A 19,231-nucleotide genomic window follows, 5' to 3' on the forward strand; every position below is an offset into this window, starting at 1 on the left:
TGGAGTGACTTATGCGCGATGCTCTGAATCAAGGCCTGATCGATTTTCTGAAGGCCTCCCCCACGCCGTTCCATGCCACCACCGGCCTTGCTTTACGCCTTGAAGCGGCGGGTTTCCAGCGCCTTGACGAGCGCGACAGTTGGGCCACCACCGCTGGCGGTCGCTACTACCTGACCCGAAACGACTCCTCGATCATCGCGTTCAAGCTCGGTCGACACTCGCCCTTGATCGACGGTATCCGTCTGGTCGGCGCCCATACCGACAGCCCGTGCCTGCGGGTCAAGCCACAGCCGGAACTGCAACGCCAGGGCTTCTTGCAATTGGGCGTGGAAGTTTACGGCGGCGCGCTGCTGGCGCCGTGGTTCGACCGCGACCTGTCCCTGGCCGGGCGGGTAACCTTCCGCCGTGACGGCAAGGTTGAAAGCCAACTGATCGACTTCAAGTTGCCGATTGCGGTGATCCCCAACCTGGCGATCCACCTCAACCGCGCCGCCAATGAGGGCTGGGCAATCAACGCCCAGACCGAGCTGCCGCCTATTTTGGCGCAGGTGGCCGGCGATGAGCGCGTTGACTTCCGCGCCCTGCTCACCGATCAACTGGCGCGTGAGCACGGCCTGAACGCCGACGTGGTGCTGGACTACGAACTGAGTTTCTACGACACCCAGACCGCCGCGCTGGTTGGCCTGAACGGCGACTTCATCGCCGGGGCGCGGCTGGACAACCTGCTGTCCTGCTACGCCGGCCTGCAAGCCCTGCTCGCCGCCGACAGTGACGAAACCTGTGTGCTGGTGTGCAATGACCACGAGGAAGTCGGCTCTTCCTCGGCCTGTGGTGCCGATGGCCCGATGCTGGAACAAACCCTGCGTCGCCTGCTGCCTGACGGCGATGATTTCGTCCGGACCATTCAGCGCTCGCTGCTGGTCTCGGCCGACAACGCCCACGGCGTTCATCCGAACTACGCCGACAAGCATGACGGCAACCACGGCCCCAAGCTCAACGCCGGCCCGGTGATCAAGGTCAACAACAACCAGCGTTACGCCACCAACAGCGAAACCGCGGGTTTCTTCCGCCATCTGTGCATGGCCGAGGAAGTGCCGGTGCAGAGCTTCGTGGTACGCAGCGACATGGGTTGCGGCTCGACCATCGGCCCGATCACCGCCAGCCACCTGGGCGTGCGTACCGTCGACATCGGCCTGCCGACCTTTGCCATGCACTCCATTCGCGAGCTGTGCGGCAGCCATGACCTGGCGCATCTGGTGAAAGTACTGACGGCGTTCTACCGCAGCCGCGACCTGCCGTAACACCCGGCCTGCAGAAGCAGGCCTTGCTGGGTAGTTGAACCGGGCCGTGTGGGATCAAGCTTTGCCAGCGATGCGCATATCGCGCACTGGCTGGCAGGCCGTTGATCCCATCGTAGGCAAGCCTACTCCCACAGGGAACTGCGCAGAACACTGCATTTTCTGTGGTAGCAAGGCTTGCCTGCGATGCTGCCCTTTGCCGGGCCAACCACTGAAATGCATCAACCCTGCGCCATCAGTTCCCAAATGGAGAACTCGGCAGGGAGTTTGCCAAGGCGTTGTTCTTCCTGGGCAAGCAGGCGTTCAACTTTTTCACGATCATCCGCCGGATATCGCAAACGCTCTACAGGGCTGAGGTTGTCCAGTAACTCCATGTAGCCGCGATAAACCGGGCGCGCATCACCCGCAGAAAAAATAAAGCTGGCTGCTGCCTGAAAACACTCGAAATCCAGCCCATCCTTTACATAATCCGCTACATAGCGCTCTTCATCCGTATATTCACCGCTTTCGTCTTCTACGATCGCCGCGAGCTCCGAACGGGATAGCCCTGCAAATGGATTATCCGGCCTACCCCTTCCTTCATGAATGGACAGTAGGAACTCAAAGGACTTCTGCTTTCGAGACAGCTGCTCAGGCGAGCTCTCTGTCGATACCTCTGACTGTTTGAAAGCCTCTGCGCCATACATCCTCACCCGCAACCAAGCCGTTTTACCAAGGCCATGGGTACCGTAAATTCTTTCGTATTTATCCCTGGCTTGATCATTCTGGCCATCGACCTGCGCCATGCTGGCGCTCAACTTCAACCCCTCAGCCGAGAGGCTTACGCTCTCCTTCGTATTTGAGGTTGAAAGGTCTTCTGTGGGTGCTGGTTTTGGTGGTGCTCTAACAATAGCTACCGATGATGGAGTTGTGCCTATTTTCATATTGTTTTCCCTAACCTAGCGAATACCATTACGCAGTCGGCAGCCACGAACTACCGTAATCCAAGCGATGCATACAGTGTCAACCACTTAAACGCATCAACCCTCTGTTGGTATTTCCTTGTCCAGACGATGCCCCTCCTGCGCCATAAGTTCCCAAATGGAGAACTCGGTAGGGAGTTTGCCGAGGCGTTGTTCTTCTTGGGCAAGCAGGCGTTCAGCAATCTCACGATCACCCGCCGGATATCGAAAACGCTCAACGGGGCTGAGGCTGTCCAGTAACTCTATGTAGCTGCGATAGGCAGGGCGCGCATCACCGCCAGAGGAAATAAAGCTGGCTACTACCTGAAAACACTCGAAGTCCAAGTCACTTTTTGCGTGAAGCGCCACATAACGCTCTTCATCCGTATACTCACCGCTTTCGTCCTCCACGATCGCCGCAAGCTCCGGACGGGACAGCCCTGCAAACGGGTTAGCCGGCTTACCCTTTTCCTCATGAATGGATAGCAGAAAATCAAAGGACCTCTGCTTTCGAGACAGTTGTTCAGGCGAACAATCTGCCGACACCTCGGACTGTTTGAAAGCCTCTGCGCCATACATCCTTACCCGTAAAAAGGCCGTTTTACCAAGGCCATGGGCACCGTAAATTCTTTCGTATTTATCCCTGGCCTGATCATTCTGGGCATCGACCTGCGCCATGCTGGCGCTCAACTTCAATCCCTCCGCCGAGAGGCTTACGCTCTCCTTCGTATTTGAGGTTGAAAGGTTTTCTGTCTGCTCTGGTTTTGGTGGTGTTCTAACAATGGCTACCGATGATGGAATTGTGCCTATTTTCATGTTGCTCCCTCCAACCGCTCCAATACAGCGAGGCACTTATTCAAGTGCCTCGCTGAACGACTACTTAATAGAGAACTGCACGGTGTAATTGAAGGGAAGATTCGAGTCTGCCTTTACCAGTATCGCTGTACAGGTCGCACGGCTCGAACCAATGGACACTGCATCCTTCTTCCAGCTAGGCAGGTATCCACCCAGATGCATTTCAACCAGGTGCGATGCCGAGAACCGGCATTTTTTCGAGCCCACTGCATAAGTAAATCGCATACCGGACGCAATATCACTTCCACTGGTATGAATAAACCCAATACTGGAATTTTGTACGATATTTGTCGGCGGAGTATTTAAACTGCCAGAAAAATACTCATAGCCGTACACAGCTTCTGCACTGGTTTCATTTACAACTGTCACAGTCGCAAGATTAGCCGCCTGTACCGCCCCACCCACCGAGCCCCCCAACACAACCAAAGAACCCAGCAACACTTTCTTGACATTTATCATTCGCGACATCCCCTCAAAGGTTAACGACACGTAGCTGTTGCTACATGTCCGCGCCAGGGCGATTCATCGATCGCTCATGACGCTTTTAACCAGTCGGCAGGAAGCCTTGGGCGCTGTATCAGACGCGGTCTGATATCGATGTAGGAAATTTCTCTGCTGTTAGAATCAGCACGAGCCGTGCCCACGCTGACCTCCATCAACCCCGGCCCAGCGATTCCGGCCTATGCTTGCCCCATGAATTTCCACGCGTTGAGAAGGTCCTTGCGCATGTCAGAGTTCCAGATGATGTTCCTCCCGGTGATCGCCGGCCTGATCCTGTTGACCGTCGGTTTCAACATGCGTGAGCGCAATATCGGGGTGTTGATGATGTGGATCGGAACCTTGGGCATGATTGGCATCATGGCCTGGAAGATCCTTGAGAAACTGAACTGACAAATACACTACACTCGGGCGATTGATTGCCTGAGGTCGATTTGCCAGTGCCTGCCTTTTTCCGCTTTTTCGTGCTGTTTCTGATGCTGCTGGCGCCTGTCAGCCTGGCACAGGCGGCAGGTTTGCCGGGTTTGCTCGGCAGTAGCAAAGCCCAGCCCGAGGCCACTGAGCCGCTGAGCCAGTCCCTGGACGAGGTCATCAAGCGCCTGGAAAACGATCAGCAACGTGCCAGCTTGCTGGCTGATCTGAAGAAGCTGCGCGACAGCACCAAACAGGCGCAGCCGTCGGTAGAGCAAGGCGTACTGGGGGTGATTGGCAACACCGTGGCCAGCCTCGAGAAGCAATTCAGTGGTGACGCCAGCCCCTTCACGCGGTGGTCGCAGGAGTTGGACCAGGCTCAGGAGGAGCTGGCCGCCCTGATGGTGCCGGTGAAAGAGTTGCCCGCCATGCTGTTCGGCTTTGCCGCGGTCATCGCCCTATGGAGCCTGTTGGCTTACGGTTTTATCTGGGTCGGGCATCGGGTGCGGCTACGCTTCGGCCTGACCGAGGAACTCCCCCACCACCCCAAAACCTGGGACATGGTGCGCTTCGCCTTGCGTAAGCTTGGCCCTTGGCTGGTGGCGCTCATCATCACCCTGTACCTGAGTTTTGCCCTGCCCTCGTCACTGGGCAAGTCAATGGCCATGGTGCTGGCCTATGCACTGGTGGTCGGTACCTGTTTCTCGGCCATTTGCGTGATTGCCTTTTCCCTGCTCGACGGCCCGCACCGCCATCATGCGCTGCACATTTTACGGCGCCGCGCGTTCCGCCCGCTGTGGCTGATCGGCAGTTTTGCCGCGTTCGGTGAGGCGATGAACGATCCGCGCCTGGCCACTGCGCTGGGCACCCACCTGGCGCATAGCCTGGCAACGCTGGCGAATGTGCTGGCGGCCCTTTCCAGCGGGCTGTTCATCCTGCGTTTCCGGCGCCCTATCGCTCACCTGATCCGCAACCAACCGCTGTCGCGTCGCCTGACCCGCCGCGCCCTGAGCGACACCATCGAGATTCTCGGCAGTTTCTGGTACCTGCCGGCGTTGGTGCTGGTGGCCATCTCATTGTTTGCCACCTTTGTTTCCGCAGGCGACACCAGTACCGCGCTGCGTCAGTCGCTGATGTGCGCCGTACTGCTGGTGCTGTGCATGGTGATCAACGGCCTGGTCCGTCGCCATGCTGCAAAACCGCACCGGAGCAACCGCCGCCAACCGCTCTACTACGAGCGGCTCAAAAGTTTTGGCTACACCTTGGTACACCTGACGATCTGGCTGCTGTTCATCGAATTGGGGCTTCGGGTCTGGGGCTTCTCGCTGATCGGTTTTGCCGAGGGCGACGGCCATGACGCTGCCATGCGCCTGCTTGGCCTGGGCGGCACGCTGCTCGCCGCGTGGCTGGTGTGGATACTCAGCGATACCGCCGTGCACCATGCCCTGACGCGTTCACGCAAAGGCGCGGCCAATGCCCGTGCACAAACCATGATGCCGCTGATCCGCAACGTGCTGTTCGTGGCCATTTTCATCATTGCGGTGATCGTCGCCCTGGCCAACATGGGCATGAACGTCACGCCGCTGCTGGCGGGTGCAGGGGTCATCGGCCTGGCGATCGGTTTCGGCGCGCAGTCGCTGGTGGCCGATTTGATCACCGGCCTGTTCATCATCATCGAGGACTCCCTGGCCATTGACGACTATGTCGATGTCGGCGGCCACCTGGGAACCGTCGAAGGCCTGACTATCCGTACCGTACGCCTGCGCGATATCGACGGTATCGTCCATACCATTCCGTTCAGCGAGATCAAAAGTATCAAGAACTACTCGCGGGAATTTGGTTACGCGATCTTCCGCATCGCGATTCCCCACAGCATGAACATCGATCAGGCCATCAGCCTGGTTCGCGATGTTGGCCAGAAGCTGCGCAACGACCCGCTGCAACGCCGCAGCATCTGGTCACCGCTGGAGTTGCAAGGCGTGGAGAGCTTCGAGTCTGGCTCGGCCATCCTGCGGGCGCGGTTCAAGACCGCACCGATCAAACAGTGGGAGGTTTCACGGGCGTTCAACCTGGCGCTCAAGCGCGAGCTTGATGAAGCCGGCCTGGACCTGGCCACTCCGCGCCTGTCGGTGCAGGTGATCACCGCCGGTGGCGGCGCCGAGGGCAACAACACTTAACCGGCATCGGCTCGAATGCGGATCGCATCATGCCGCCAATACTCCAGGTCGCAGTCGATCAAGCGCCCGTGCTGATCGCTGTTGACCCGAGTGATCTGCAGCCCGGGGCTGCCCGACGATACTTTCAGGGCCATACCCGCGGCGACGGGCAATGCCGTAGGCAGAATTTCAAAACACACCCGGCCGTACTGGATCCCGTAGTGCTCGGCGTACAACTCAGTCAATGACTGGCCCAGGTCGAAGCTGAGGATATCCGGAAAGTACTCGGGGTTCAGGTAGTGCTCGGCATACAGCACCGCACGCCCGTCGATACGCCGTAACCGACAGATCTGAATCACGCTGGACAGCGGCGACAGTTGCAAGCGCGCACAAATCGCGGCGGGCGCAGGTTGCAGACGTGCCGACAACAACTCGGTAGCCGGCACCCGTCCCTGGGCGCGCACCATGGCGTGAAAGTGGCTACGCTCGATCAGGTCATAGGTCAATCGCTCGGGTGCAACGAACCAGCCACGACGCTCCTCACGGTAGATCACTCCAAGGGCTTCAAGCTGCACCAGCGCTTCACGCAGGGTAATACGCGTCGTGTCGAACACTTCGCTGAGCTTGCGCTCGGCCGGTAACTTGCAACCGGCGGCCAGCAGGCCGTGCTCGATCTGTTCCTGCAACGCCTGGCATATGGCTGTTACTGCGCGTGGTGGCAGTGGACGCATCAAAGGTTACCTATCTGGACTAGTCCAGCGCCAATACTGAGCAGTAAAACGCTCAGAAAGGGGCGCACGGGAATACTTCAAGACTAGGCAATGCAGATGAACGCCAGATGACATTACCGCTCAACGGTCATCAAAACCCTCTCGAACAAGGCCTTCAGGCGTTGCGGATCAAGCACTTGAATCTGGTCTACGCTGTATTTTCAGAGCCAGCTGCCATGCCGGAACAACCCGCATCGACATCAAAATGTCATGCACCCGGCCTACCTTGGCTCAGGTATTGCTGACCTAGACCAACCGAATCGCAACAACGTCCAACACCCCATGCGTTTTGCAAGGCACCCAATAAGGAGCTTCGGATGAAACAGCTTTTCCTGGCGTCACTGTTAGGTTCTACCATTGCCCTGTGCACCTCGGCGATGGCCGCCGGTACCGACCTGAAAGCCCTGGAGGACGCTGCCCGTAAAGAGGGCGCGGTCAACAGCGTCGGCATGCCCGACGCCTGGGCCAACTGGAAAGGAACCTGGGAAGACCTGGCCAGCAAGTATGGCCTCAAGCATATGGACACCGACATGAGTTCGGCTCAGGAGGTGGCCAAGTTCGAGGCAGAAAAAGATAACGCCAGCGCTGATATCGGCGACGTTGGCGCCGCCTTCGGCCCGATTGCCGCAGCCAAGGGCGTGACCCAACCCTACAAGCCCAGCACCTGGGATCAAGTGCCTGCGTGGGCCAAGGACAAGGATGGCCATTGGGCGCTGGCCTATACCGGCACCATCGCCTTCATCATCAACAAGCAGTTGGTGAAGGAAGCCGACATGCCAAAAACCTGGCATGACCTGGAAAAGGGCAAGTACAAGGTCGCCATCGGTGATGTCGGCACCGCCGCCCAGGCGGCCAACGGTGTACTGGCTGCCGCCATCGCTTACAAGGGTGACGAGAAGAATCTCGAGCCGGGCCTGCAACTGTTCACCAAGCTGGCGCAGCAGAAGCGTCTGTCGCTGGCCAACCCCACCATCCAGACCCTGGAAAAGGGTGAAGTGGAAGTGGGCGTGGTCTGGGACTTCAACGGCCTGAGCTACCGCGAACAGATCGATCCGAAGCGCTTTGAGGTCTTGATCCCGGCAGATGGCTCGGTGATCTCGGGCTACACCACCATCATCAACAAGTACGCCAAGAACCCCAACGCCGCCAAACTGACCCGCGAATACATTTTCAGCGATGCCGGGCAGACCAACCTCGCCCGCGGCAACGCCCGGCCGATTCGTGCCGAGCACCTGAAACTGCCCGCCGATGTACAGGCCAAGCTGCTGCCCAATGAGCAGTACAAGGCCGCTCAGCCGATCAAGGATGCCGCGGCCTGGGAAGCCACCTCGAAGAAACTGCCGCAGATGTGGCAGGAGCAAGTGATCATCGAGATGGAGTGAGGCTGTGGGCGCAACCGGGAAACCGTGTCGCCCCGATCGCCGGCAAACCAGTTCCCACAAGGCTCATGTGGGCGCTGGCTTGCCAGCGATGAAGCCCTCCCGCGTACTTCGGAGAAATCATGAAACACAACGTCATTCTGGTCCTGCTTGATGGCCTCAACTATCAGGTCGCACATCACGCCATGGGCCACCTGCATGCCTATGTCGAAGCAGACCGCGCAGCCCTGTACCGCCTCGAATGCGAGCTGCCGGCACTGTCCCGCCCGCTGTATGAGTGCATCCTTACCGGCGTAGCCCCCATCGACAGCGGTATTGTTCACAACAACGTCACGCGCCTGTCCACGCAGCGCAGCATCTTTCATTACGCCCACGAAGCAGGCCTGAGCACAGCGGCAGCGGCCTACCACTGGGTCAGCGAACTGTACAACCGCTCACCGTTCGACCCGTTGCGTGATCGCCACACGCACTCGCCGAAACTGCCGATTCAACACGGCCTGTTTTATTACGTCGATCACTACCCGGACTCGCACCTGTTTGCCGATGCCGAGTACCTGCGACGCCGGCATGCCCCGAACTTCCTGCTCGTGCATCCGATGAACATTGACGACGCAGGCCATCGCCACGGGCTGGACAGCCGTCAGTACCGTAACAGTGCACGCGGCGCCGACATCCTGCTGGCCGACTATCTGCAAGGCTGGCTCGACAGTGGCTATCAGGTACTCGTCACCTCTGACCACGGCATGAACAACGACCACTCGCACAATGGCCTGCTGCCTGAAGAGCGCGAAGTGCCGCTGTTCGTGTTTGGCGATGCCTTCAGCCTCGACCCTGCCGCCAAACCCTTGCAGACCGAGTTGTGTGGCACGATTTGCGAGCTGATGGGCATTGCCCATGACAAGCCGGTGTGCCGGGAGCTACTCACGTGAACGCGCTCACTCGCGGTAAATACCTGGCGCTGCTCTGCCTGCTGCCCTTTGCGGTGTTTTTCCTGGTCTTTCAAATTGCCCCGCTGGCGTGGGTCGCCATACACAGTGTTCAGGCCGAAAGTGGCTGGGGCCTGGACAACTTCAGCAAGGTGTTCAACTCGAAGTTCTACCGCCAGGCTATCCAGCACAGCCTGGAGATCAGTTTCTGGTCGAGCCTGTTCGGCATCCTGATCGCCATCCTCGGCAGCTACTCGCTGCGCCGGGTCGATTCGCGGCTGCGCGACTTCGTCAACGCCTTCGCCAACATGACCAGCAATTTCGCCGGGGTGCCACTGGCCTTCGCCTTCATCATCCTGCTCGGTTTCAACGGTGCCCTGACCATGCTGCTCAAGCAGGCCGGGATCATCGAAGACTTCAACCTGTACTCCAAAAGCGGGTTGATCATCCTCTACACCTACTTCCAGATCCCACTGGGAGTGCTGCTGCTCTATCCGGCATTCGACGCCCTGCGTGAAGACTGGCGTGAGTCCGCCGAGTTGCTCGGTGCCAACGCCTGGCAGTACTGGCGGCACATCGGCCTGCCGGTGCTGACCCCGGCCCTGCTCGGCACCTTCGTGATCCTGCTGGCCAACGCGCTGGGGGCTTACGCCACGGTGTACGCCTTGACCACCGGCAATTTCAACGTGTTACCGATCCGCATCGCCGCGCTAGTCGCGGGCGACATCTCCCTGGACCCGAACCTGGCCAGTGCACTGGCCATGATCCTGGTCGGCTTGATGACGCTGGTTACCCTGGTTCACCAATGGATGCTGAAGAGGAGCTACCATGTCGCGCGCTGAACCCGCTTCGACCCACCTCTATCATCGGTTGGTGGTCTACGCCCTGTTTCTGCTGTTGCTGTTGCCCCTGGCCGGCACCTTGCTCTACTCCCTGGCCACCAGTTGGTCAGCGAGCATTCTGCCCAGTGGGCTGACCCTCAAGTGGTACCTGGCCTTGTGGAGCGACCCGCGCTTTCTTGCCGCATTCGGCCAATCGCTGCTGGTATGCGTGGGGGCGTTGATTCTCTCGGTACTGCTGATTCTGCCGTTGCTGTTCGTGGTGCATTACCACTTCCCCCGGCTCGACGCGCTGATGAACATCCTCATCCTGCTGCCCTTCGCGGTACCGCCGGTGGTGTCCTCGGTGGGCCTGCTGCAGCTCTATGGCTCGGGGCCGCTGGCGATGGTCGGTACGCCATGGATCCTGATCGGTTGCTATTTCACCGTGGCCTTGCCCTTCATGTACCGGGCAATCACCAACAACCTGCAAGCCATTAACCTGCGTGACCTGATGGACGCCGCCCAATTACTCGGCGCCAGTACCTTTCAGGCCGCGCTGCTGGTGGTACTGCCCAACCTGCGCAAGGGCCTGATGGTCGCGCTGCTTTTGTCGTTCTCGTTCCTGTTTGGCGAGTTCGTCTTCGCCAACCTGTTGGTCGGCACGCGCTATGAAACCCTGCAGGTGTACCTCAACAACATGCGTAACAGCAGCGGCCATTTCAACAGCGCCCTGGTGATTTCCTATTTCCTCTTCGTGCTGGTGCTGACCTGGGCAGCCAACCGCCTGAACAAGGACAAGTCGTGATATGAGCTTCGTCAGTGTGCAAAATCTGCAGAAACGTTATGCCGGCAACCCGGTGTTCAATGACATCAACTGCCACATCGAACGCGGTGAGTTCGTCACCCTGCTCGGCCCTTCCGGCTGCGGCAAATCCACCCTGCTGCGCTGCATCGCCGGGCTAACGGCAGTGGACAGCGGCAAGATTCTTCTGGACGGCCAGGACCTGGTGCCTCTGAGCCCGCAGAAACGCGGAATCGGCATGGTCTTTCAGAGCTATGCCCTGTTCCCCAACATGACCGTGGAGCAGAACGTCGCCTTTGGCCTGCGTATGCAGAAGGTTGCCCCCGAAGAAAGCCGCAGCCGCGTGCTTGAGGTACTGCAACTGGTCGAGCTGCAAGACTTCGCCAGCCGATATCCGCACCAGCTTTCCGGAGGCCAGTGCCAACGTGTGGCCCTGGCCCGCTCACTGGTGACCCGGCCACGCCTGCTGCTGCTCGACGAGCCGCTGTCGGCCCTGGATGCGCGGATCCGCAAGCACCTGCGCGAACAGATCCGAAATATCCAGCGTGAGTTGGGCCTGACGACCATCTTTGTGACCCATGACCAGGAGGAAGCACTGATCCTGTCGGATCGCATTTTCCTGATGAACCAGGGGCGTATCGTCCAAAGCGGCGATGCCGAAACCCTCTACACCGCCCCCGCCGATGCCTTCGCCGCCGGTTTTATCGGCAACTACAACCTGCTCGATGCCGACAGCGCCAGCCGCTTGCTGCAACGACCGATCAGCAGTCGCCTGGCCATTCGCCCGGAAGCCATCGTCCTGAGCCTGAACGGCGAACTGGAAGGCCAGGTACGCAGTCATAGTCTGCTGGGCAACGTGATCCGTTACCGGGTCGAGGCCCGGGGTGTCGAGTTACTGGTCGATGTACTGAATCGCTCGTCTGCCGATCTGCATCCCAATGGTCAACGGGTATCCTTGTCCATCGATCCCACCGCCCTCTGCGAAGTTGCCTGAGGGTTGCACAGGAGTTTGAGTGAAATGGCTTTAGCGATTTTCGATCTGGACGAAACCTTGATCCACGGTGACTGCGCTTCGCTGTGGAGTGAAGAAATGGCCCGCCTGGGTTGGGTCGATGGTGAGTCTTTTCTGCGCCGCGACCGTGAGTTGATGGATGCATATGGCCGTGGCCACCTGGCCATGGAGGACTACATGGCGTTCAGCCTGGAGCCCATTGCCGGGCGTACCCAGGAAGAACTGCAGCACCTGGTGGAGCCTTGGGTCGAGAACATCATTGAGCCGATCATCTTCAGCGAAGCCTGCAAACGGATCGCCGAGCACCGCAAGCGTGGCGACCGGGTGCTGGTGATATCGGCCTCCGGCACCCACCTGGTGGCACCGATTGCGGCGCGGCTGGGTATCGACGAATTTCTCGCCATTGATCTTGAGGTCGTGAACGGCGTGTACACCGGCAAGACCCGGGGCGTGCTGACTTACCGCGAAGGCAAGATCACCCGCCTGCTGGAGTGGCTGGATCAGGAAGAAGAGAACCTTGAGGGTGCCAGTTTCTACTCGGACTCGCGCAACGACTTGCCGCTGCTGCTCAAGGTGGACCACCCCGTCGTGGTGAACCCCGACCCGGTACTGCGCGGGCACGCCGAGCAACACGGCTGGCCAATCCTGAGCTGGAGCTGACCAGGGCTGTTCACTTGAGCCCTTGGAGTGCTTGATACGTCAATCAACCACATCAATGAATGGATATGTTCACGAAGTGAGTGCCAATAGCCACAAACATGCGTTGCCCCCTGATGGCGGCAGGCATATCCGTTTGCGATGTTGGGCCTGATACCCCGTTCCGCCTTTACGGCGGGTCACTTTTGTGCGGGACAAAAGTAACCAAAACCCCTCGTCCCAACATCCGGCCCTCCGCTGCGCTGCGGGTTCTCTCACTCCAGCAGTGCTCCCGCCGGGACCGCGCTGAAGGGCCTTCCTGGCCCTCAGCACTTGCCAGGCATCCTTGCCTGGCACCCGACTACGCACTGCCTGCGTTCGACCTCCTGAAGGGACAATTTGGCGGCGCCTGCGAGGTCAGCGTATGGAAAAGCATTGGCGCCAAGGTTGGCGCCTTGATGGATAGCGTCGATTTCCTGCGTGGGCTTTGTTTGTCAGTACGCGCAGTGGCAGGCGCTGCAGGGTGTCCCTTCAGGAGGCTGAGTGGAGCCGTCGCGTAGTGGGGTGCGAGGCAGGGATGCCTCGCAAGCGCTGATGGGCCATGGATGGCCCGTCGGCGCGCCCCCGCGGGAGCGATGGCGTAAGGAAGGAACCCGAAGCGCAGCGTAGGGCCGGATGTCGGGACAGGGCGTTTTGCCCACTTTTGTGCCTTTCAAAAGTGGGTCGCCGTAAAAGGCGAAACCAGCCGGTGGTGCCGCTGCCGGGAATGGATATGTCCGCGAGACAAGTGCCACAAATCACAAACCTGTATCGCCGCTGATGCAAGCAGGCATATCCATTCGCGATGTCGGGCCTGATACCAGGCTATGCCGTTTCCTTGCGCAACGAATTACACAAGGCTTTCGTCAATCACCAGCACCAGCTTGCCCGACACCTGGTTACCCGCCAGTTCGGCAAAGGCAGCCTCGGCATCCTTGATCGGGTAACGACCGACCAATTGCGGCTTGAGCCGCCCTTCAGTGAACAACGGCCACACCTGCTGGCTCAGGTCACTGAGCAGGTCGGCCTTGAACTGGTCATCACGGTTACGCAAGGTCGAACCGGTCACCTGCACGCGCTTGGCCAGCACCTGAGCCAGGTCCAGCTCGGCTTTGCGACCGCCCATCAGGCCAATGATCACCCAACGCCCATCACGCGCCAGCAACTTGAGGTTCAATGCCGCGTAATTGGCCCCAACCGGATCGAGAATCACGTCAAACGGAGCGAAATCGTTCAGGCTTTCCAGGTCGTCACCACGCACTACACCGCCCGTGGCGCCGAGGCCCTGGCAGTAAGCCAGCCGATCGGCTGAGCCCACGCTGACCCAGCATGGGCTACCAAACGCCTTGCACAGCTGGATTGCCGCCGAGCCGACACCACTGGCGCCCGCGTGCAACAGCACCTTCTCGCCCGGCTTGAGCGCCCCCAGCTGGAACAGGTTGAGCCAGGCAGTGGCATACACTTCAGGGATCGCTGCCGCTTCGTGCAGGCTCAGGCCTTCAGGCACGGGGAGCACGTGGCGGGCATCGACCACCACTTCCTCGGCCATGCCGCCACCGGACAATAACGCGCAGACCCGATCACCGACCTGCCAGGACGCGCCAGGGCCGACTTCGACGATCACCCCGGAACATTCCAGGCCCAGGTACTCGCTCGCGCCCGGAGGTGGCGGATAAAGCCCGGCTTTTTGCAGTAGATCGGCCCGATTGAGACCCGCAGCCGCAACACGGATTCGTACTTGACCTACATCGCAGGTTGGACTTGTCGTCGTAACCCACTCCACATGTCCGTCAACGCCTTGCAATGCCTTCACAGTGCCTCCATAGTTGTGTTATCACGAGCCCGAGTGCGAATGCGTCGGGCTTTTTGCAGTATGCGTCCGGTTTTTATGGAACCGGCGAATTCAAAGACGGCCTAATATGCGTGATCAATTGCCCTTACGTCGAATCAGCATGAAGCATTTTCTGCCCAGTACCGCCCTCGCATTGTTGATCGGCCTTGGCAGCCTACCGCTGGTGGGCAATGCTTATGCCGCCAACAGTTGGGACAAACTGCAACCCGACCGTGACGAAGTGGTCGCAAGCCTGAACGTGGTCGAGCTGCTCAAGCGCCATCATTACAGCAAACCGCCGCTCAATGACGCTCGCTCAGTCATCATCTATGACAGCTACCTGAAGCTGCTCGACCCGGCGCGCAGCTATTTCCTGGCCAGTGACATCGCCGAATTCGACAAGTGGAAGACTCAGTTCGATGACTTCCTCAAAAGTGGCAATCTCGATCCTGGTTTCACGATCTACAAGCGCTACCTGGACCGCGTCAAATCGCGCCTGGACTTCACCCTCGCGCAATTGGACAAGGGCGTCGACAGCATCGATTTCAACACCCAGGAAACCTTGCTGGTCGACCGCAAGGACGCCCCATGGCTGAAAAACGAAGCCGAGCTTGACGACCTCTGGCGCAAGCGCCTGAAGGACGAAGTGTTGCGCCTGAAGATCGCCGGCAAGGAACCCAAGGCCATTCAGGAACTGTTGACCAAGCGCTACAAGAACCAGCTGTCGCGCCTGGACCAGACCCGTGCCGAGGATATTTTCCAGGCCTACATCAACACGTTCGCCCAATCCTACGACCCGCACACCAACTATTTGTCGCCCGACAACGCAGAAAACTTCGATATCAACATGAGCCTGTCGCTCGAAGGTATCGGCGCAGTCCTGCAAAGCGACAACGATCAGGTCAAGATCGTCCGCCTGGTGCCGGCTGGCCCTGCCGCCAAGACCAAGCAAGTCGCGCCAGCCGACAAGATCGTCGGCGTGGCCCAGGGCGACAAGGAAATGGTCGACGTGATCGGCTGGCGCCTGGACGAAGTGGTCAAGCTGATCCGCGGCCCGAAAGGCTCGGTGGTGCGCCTGGAAGTGATTCCAGCCAGCAATGCGCCTAACGACCAGACCAGCAAGATCGTCTCCATCACCCGTGAAGCGGTGAAGCTGGAAGAGCAGGCCGCGAAAAAATCGGTGCTCAAGCTCAAGCAGGATGGCCGTGACTACAAGCTGGGCATCATCGAGATCCCGGCCTTCTACCTGGACTTCAAAGCCTTCCGTGCCGGCGATCCAGAGTACAAGAGCACCACCCGTGACGTGAAAAAGCTGCTGACCGAGCTGCAGAAGGAAAAAGTCGACGGCGTGGTCATCGACCTGCGCAACAACGGCGGTGGCTCCCTGCAGGAAGCCACCGAATTGACCAGCCTGTTCATCGACAACGGCCCGACCGTGCTGGTGCGCAACAGCGATGGTCGAGTCGATGTGCTTGAGGACGAAAACAACGGTGCCTTCTATAAAGGCCCGATGGCCTTGCTGGTCAACCGCCTGTCGGCTTCCGCCTCGGAGATTTTCGCTGGCGCCATGCAGGACTACCACCGCGCACTGATCATCGGTGGCCAGACCTTCGGTAAAGGCACGGTGCAGACCATTCAGCCGTTGAACCATGGCGAACTGAAGCTGACCCTGGCCAAGTTCTACCGTGTTTCTGGCCAGAGCACCCAGCATCAGGGCGTACTGCCAGACATCGACTACCCGTCGGTGATCGACACCAAGGAAATCGGCGAGAGCGCCCTGCCCGAGGCGATGCCATGGGACACCATTCGCCCGGCGATCAAGCCTGCAAGCGATCCGTTCAAGCCGTTCCTGGCTCAGCTCAAGGCACGTCATGACGAACGCAGCGCCAAGGATCCAGAGTTCGTCTACATCCGCGATCGCCTGGCCCTGACCCAGAAGCTGATGAACGAAAAATCCGTGAGCCTGAACGAAACCGAACGTCGTGCCCGACACGCCACGATCGAAGGCAAACAACTGGCGCTGGAGAACACCCGGCGTAAAGCCAAGGGCGAGGAACCGCTCAAGGAACTGAAAAAAGAAGACGAGGATGCTCTGCCGGCCGAGCCGGATGACACCAAACCCGAGGATGACGCCTACCTGGCTGAAACCGGGCGCATCCTGCTGGATTACCTGAGCCTGAACTCAGCGGTGGCCAAGCATTGAAGCACTAATGGCAAAATAATATGGCTGGACGCTGGCGCGTCATCAAACAGTCATTTATCTGTCGTGAAATAAGGGGCTGCGTACCACGGGTACGCAGCCCTTTTTTCGTAAGGAACGCCTGACATGACCGTGACCGAACAGCTTAGCGCGCTGAGCTCCATCCTGGCTCAAAGCGGCTTGCACAGCCTGTTCCAACCCATCGTCTGCCTATCAGAACGGCGTATTCTCGGTTATGAAGCCTTAAGCCGCGGCCCTTCCAACAGCCCGCTGCACTCCCCCATCAACCTGTTCGCGGTGGCCCGTCAGGCGGGTCGGCTGACTGAGCTGGAAGTGGCCTGCCGAGAAAGTGCCTGTCGTCGCTTCAGCCAGCAAAAACTGGAGGGCAAGCTGTTCCTCAACGTCTCGCCGGAGTCGTTGCTGGAGCCGCAGTATCAGTCGGGGCGCACCCTGAAAATGCTGGAAGACATGGGCCTGTCACCAAGCCGGGTGGTCATTGAGTTGACTGAACAGACCCCCACAGATGATTTCCAACTGTTGTTCAATGCCCTGCACCACTACCGCGACATGGGTTTTTCCATCGCCCTGGACGACCTCGGTGCCGGTTACTCGAGCCTGCGGTTGTGGTCGGAACTGCGTCCGGACTACGTGAAGATCGACCGCCACTTTATCGATGGCATTCACCTGGACGCGGTCAAACGAGAGTTCGTCGGCTCTATCCTGCAAATTGCCAAAGCCTCACGGGCGCAAGTGATTGCCGAAGGCATCGAGTTGGCCGAAGAGCTCAGCGTGCTCACCGAAATGGGGGTGGACCTGGTTCAGGGCTACCTGCTGGGCCGCCCTCAGGAACAGCCGCCGCGCAGTATCCAGAACGTGCTGCCAAGCCAGACGAACGTCAGTCAAACCCTCAGCGAGGAGAGTAGCGACCTCGAGGCGCTGTTGATCGATCAGCCGGCGGTGATGGGCGATACCCCTACCGCACTGGTACTGGAATCGTTCCGCCGCCAGGCCAACCTGAACTCACTGGCCGTGCTGGATGCCAACCAGCGCCCCTGCGGCATCGTTCACCGGCATGCGTTCTCCGACGCCCTGCTCAAGCCCTTCGCGACCGACCTGTTCGCGCGCAAGCCGATCAGCCGGCTAATGAGCGAGGACTTTCTTGCCGTGGAGCTTAGCCAGTCACTGCAGCAGGTCAGCCGACTGCTGACCAGCCGGGCACGCCAGCGCATCGAGGAAGACTTCATCATCACGCAGAACGGGCAGTACCTGGGCCTGGGGCGGGTCATCGACGTGCTCAAGTTGATCACCGAACAAAAAATCCAGCAGGCCCGCTACGCCAATCCCCTGACCTTGCTGCCGGGCAACGTGCCGATCCAGCAATGCCTGACGCACCTGCTGCAGCAGCAACGTGAGGCAGCCATCTGCTATGTGGATATCGATAACTTCAAGCCGTTCAATGACATCTACGGCTATGCCCGTGGTGATGAGGTTCTACTGTGCCTGGCGCAGTGCCTGAGTGAACGGGTAGACCCCAGCCGCGACTTCGTCGGGCATATCGGCGGCGATGACTTCATGCTGGTGCTCAGTGCCAGTGACTGGCACACACGCTTGAAGCAATTGCTGGAAGACTTTCAGAAACAGTGCAGACGCTTCTACCGCGCCGAACACCTGGAGGCAGGATGTTTCGTCGGCCATGACCGTCAAGGGCAGCGTCAGTCCTTTGAACTGTTGTCGCTGTCTATCGGCGTGGTACAGCTACACGCACAAGCGGGCCTGCAGCTCAATGCCGGGCAACTGGCAGAGTTGGCCTCCAAGGCCAAGCACCATGCCAAGGACGTCAAGGGCTACAGCCTCTACGTGATCGAAACCGCCGAACTGGCTCAGGCCTCAGCCTCGGCCGGGTAACTGTACTCGAACACCCGAACCACTTCTGACGCATGCCAGGACGCAGCAGCCATGCCATCGGACGGCCCGGAAAAACGCCCCAGGCGCTCGACACACTCGAAAAAGCCGGTGCGTGGCAAGCGACTGGCGCCTTGGCTGATCACCAGCGAACTGCGCAGCGGCTGCTCGGCACGGGCATCCAGCACGGCCAGGTACTCCAGCGCTGCGGTGAGGGTCTGCATGGCCGGGCTCGGCAGCTGCAGGCGCTCAAGCAAGGCGCGATAGGTCAGTAGATGGCGCTGCCGACGCGCGACGTCCAGCTCGCCCAGCAGGCTTTCCCACTGCTGGCGGCTGATCCGCACGCTGCTCACGATGGATCACTCCAGCCAGGCACACCAAGTTCCCACGCCAGGCTACGGCGAATGGCGGCATCGGGCTGGCGCTCGCCACGCTCAATCATGCCCAGGTAGGCCGGGCTGATACCCACGGTTCGTGCCAGTTGCTCCGGGGCCAGGCCCTTGGCCTGACGCAACTGAGCCAACTCACTCAAGCTCGGAACACGGGCCGGTGCCGGCTCGACAACCGGCTCGCAGGTAACCTGCTGGCCGCTTGAATCAACCGCAGGCTGGCCGGCGGCCTTGAGCAGGGCCTGGTAGTGCTCCCAGGGTACGACCGCATATTCCGGTTGGCCGTCCCGGCTGATGACCTGAATACCCATTACAACCCCCTCGTAGGACAACTCGCATGTAATCGGTAGGCATAATCCTTATGC

General features: G+C 59.6%; 18 protein-coding genes. 11 read left to right on the forward strand and 7 right to left on the reverse strand.

Translation table 11 applies throughout. The features are described 5' to 3' along the window. The first annotated feature begins 11 nt into the window (after positions 1-11). Positions 12-1,301, forward strand: a complete 1,290-nt coding sequence (locus tag UIA24_RS11110; protein WP_065760414.1) for a M18 family aminopeptidase — start codon at positions 12-14, stop codon at positions 1,299-1,301. Between the two features lie 218 nt (positions 1,302-1,519). Here UIA24_RS11110 and UIA24_RS11115 read toward each other — a convergent pair whose 3' ends face one another. The 3 genes from UIA24_RS11115 to UIA24_RS11125 all read right to left on the reverse strand — a co-directional run bounded on the left by UIA24_RS11115 (position 1,520) and on the right by UIA24_RS11125 (position 3,553). Then, on the reverse strand, positions 1,520-2,083 hold the full coding sequence (locus tag UIA24_RS11115) for a hypothetical protein (RefSeq protein ID WP_330522855.1): 564 nt from the start codon (positions 2,081-2,083) through the stop codon (positions 1,520-1,522). A gap of 234 nt (positions 2,084-2,317) precedes the next feature. Then, positions 2,318-3,055 (reverse strand): hypothetical protein, encoded by a 738-nt coding sequence (locus UIA24_RS11120; protein WP_330522856.1) that lies wholly within the window; start codon positions 3,053-3,055, stop codon positions 2,318-2,320. Between the two features lie 60 nt (positions 3,056-3,115). Continuing rightward, entirely contained in the window at positions 3,116-3,553 is a 438-nt protein-coding gene (locus UIA24_RS11125) for a hypothetical protein (protein WP_330522857.1), read from the reverse strand. A gap of 267 nt (positions 3,554-3,820) precedes the next feature. Here UIA24_RS11125 and UIA24_RS11130 point away from each other — a divergent pair, with 267 nt between their 5' ends. Both UIA24_RS11130 and UIA24_RS11135 read left to right on the forward strand, forming a co-directional pair. Next, entirely contained in the window at positions 3,821-3,985 is a 165-nt protein-coding gene (locus UIA24_RS11130) for a hypothetical protein (protein WP_167524074.1), read from the forward strand. 83 nt (positions 3,986-4,068) lie between these two features. Continuing rightward, positions 4,069-6,180, forward strand: coding sequence for a mechanosensitive ion channel family protein (locus UIA24_RS11135; RefSeq protein ID WP_442963022.1), 2,112 nt, complete (start codon positions 4,069-4,071; stop codon positions 6,178-6,180). On the opposite strand, the gene phnR is transcribed toward UIA24_RS11135, so the two are convergent. Continuing rightward, on the reverse strand, positions 6,177-6,890 hold the full coding sequence (phnR, locus tag UIA24_RS11140; RefSeq protein ID WP_099775534.1) for a phosphonate utilization transcriptional regulator PhnR: 714 nt from the start codon (positions 6,888-6,890) through the stop codon (positions 6,177-6,179). The genes UIA24_RS11135 and phnR overlap by 4 nt on opposite strands. 356 nt (positions 6,891-7,246) lie before the next feature. Here phnR and UIA24_RS11145 point away from each other — a divergent pair, with 356 nt between their 5' ends. The 6 genes from UIA24_RS11145 to UIA24_RS11170 all read left to right on the forward strand — a co-directional run bounded on the left by UIA24_RS11145 (position 7,247) and on the right by UIA24_RS11170 (position 12,529). Then, on the forward strand, positions 7,247-8,311 hold the full coding sequence (locus tag UIA24_RS11145; protein WP_065760418.1) for an ABC transporter substrate-binding protein: 1,065 nt from the start codon (positions 7,247-7,249) through the stop codon (positions 8,309-8,311). Positions 8,312-8,430: 119 nt separating this feature from the next. Next, entirely contained in the window at positions 8,431-9,237 is an 807-nt protein-coding gene (locus UIA24_RS11150) for an alkaline phosphatase family protein (RefSeq protein ID WP_065760419.1), read from the forward strand. Then, positions 9,234-10,076 (forward strand): ABC transporter permease, encoded by an 843-nt coding sequence (locus UIA24_RS11155; protein ID WP_330522859.1) that lies wholly within the window; start codon positions 9,234-9,236, stop codon positions 10,074-10,076. Before UIA24_RS11150 ends, UIA24_RS11155 begins: the two co-directional genes overlap by 4 nt. Continuing rightward, positions 10,063-10,860 carry an ABC transporter permease gene (locus tag UIA24_RS11160; protein ID WP_065760421.1) on the forward strand — a complete coding sequence of 266 codons (798 nt, stop codon included), beginning with the start codon at positions 10,063-10,065 and terminating at the stop codon, positions 10,858-10,860. Before UIA24_RS11155 ends, UIA24_RS11160 begins: the two co-directional genes overlap by 14 nt. A 1-nt stretch (position 10,861) precedes the next feature. Further along, the gene (locus UIA24_RS11165; protein ID WP_065760422.1) at positions 10,862-11,851 is read left to right on the forward strand and encodes an ABC transporter ATP-binding protein; all 990 of its coding nucleotides are present in this window, start codon (positions 10,862-10,864) and stop codon (positions 11,849-11,851) included. 24 nt (positions 11,852-11,875) lie between these two features. After that, entirely contained in the window at positions 11,876-12,529 is a 654-nt protein-coding gene (locus UIA24_RS11170) for an HAD family hydrolase (protein ID WP_065760423.1), read from the forward strand. Positions 12,530-13,394: 865 nt separating this feature from the next. On the opposite strand, the gene UIA24_RS11175 is transcribed toward UIA24_RS11170, so the two are convergent. Then, on the reverse strand, positions 13,395-14,357 hold the full coding sequence (locus UIA24_RS11175) for an NAD(P)H-quinone oxidoreductase (protein ID WP_102053509.1): 963 nt from the start codon (positions 14,355-14,357) through the stop codon (positions 13,395-13,397). Positions 14,358-14,496: 139 nt separating this feature from the next. On the opposite strand from UIA24_RS11175, the gene UIA24_RS11180 reads away from it, so the two are divergent. Together UIA24_RS11180 and UIA24_RS11185 are read left to right on the forward strand one after the other, a co-directional pair. Continuing rightward, positions 14,497-16,578: a carboxy terminal-processing peptidase gene (locus tag UIA24_RS11180; protein ID WP_176717470.1), complete on the forward strand. Its 2,082-nt coding sequence runs from the start codon at positions 14,497-14,499 to the stop codon at positions 16,576-16,578. Positions 16,579-16,701: 123 nt separating this feature from the next. Next, positions 16,702-18,480 (forward strand): bifunctional diguanylate cyclase/phosphodiesterase, encoded by a 1,779-nt coding sequence (locus UIA24_RS11185; RefSeq protein WP_065761455.1) that lies wholly within the window; start codon positions 16,702-16,704, stop codon positions 18,478-18,480. On the opposite strand, the gene UIA24_RS11190 is transcribed toward UIA24_RS11185, so the two are convergent. Together UIA24_RS11190 and UIA24_RS11195 are read right to left on the reverse strand one after the other, a co-directional pair. After that, positions 18,456-18,830, reverse strand: a complete 375-nt coding sequence (locus tag UIA24_RS11190; RefSeq protein ID WP_065761454.1) for a hypothetical protein — start codon at positions 18,828-18,830, stop codon at positions 18,456-18,458. The two genes, UIA24_RS11185 and UIA24_RS11190, sit on opposite strands and share 25 nt — an antisense overlap. Next, positions 18,827-19,177: a helix-turn-helix domain-containing protein gene (locus tag UIA24_RS11195; RefSeq protein ID WP_102053507.1), complete on the reverse strand. Its 351-nt coding sequence runs from the start codon at positions 19,175-19,177 to the stop codon at positions 18,827-18,829. The genes UIA24_RS11190 and UIA24_RS11195 overlap by 4 nt, the downstream gene beginning before the upstream one ends. Between the last annotated feature and the right edge of the window lie 54 nt (positions 19,178-19,231).

It is taken from the genome of Pseudomonas sp. AL 58 (genome assembly GCF_036348395.1).
Taxonomy (GTDB): Bacteria; Pseudomonadota; Gammaproteobacteria; order Pseudomonadales; family Pseudomonadaceae; genus Aquipseudomonas; species Aquipseudomonas defluvii.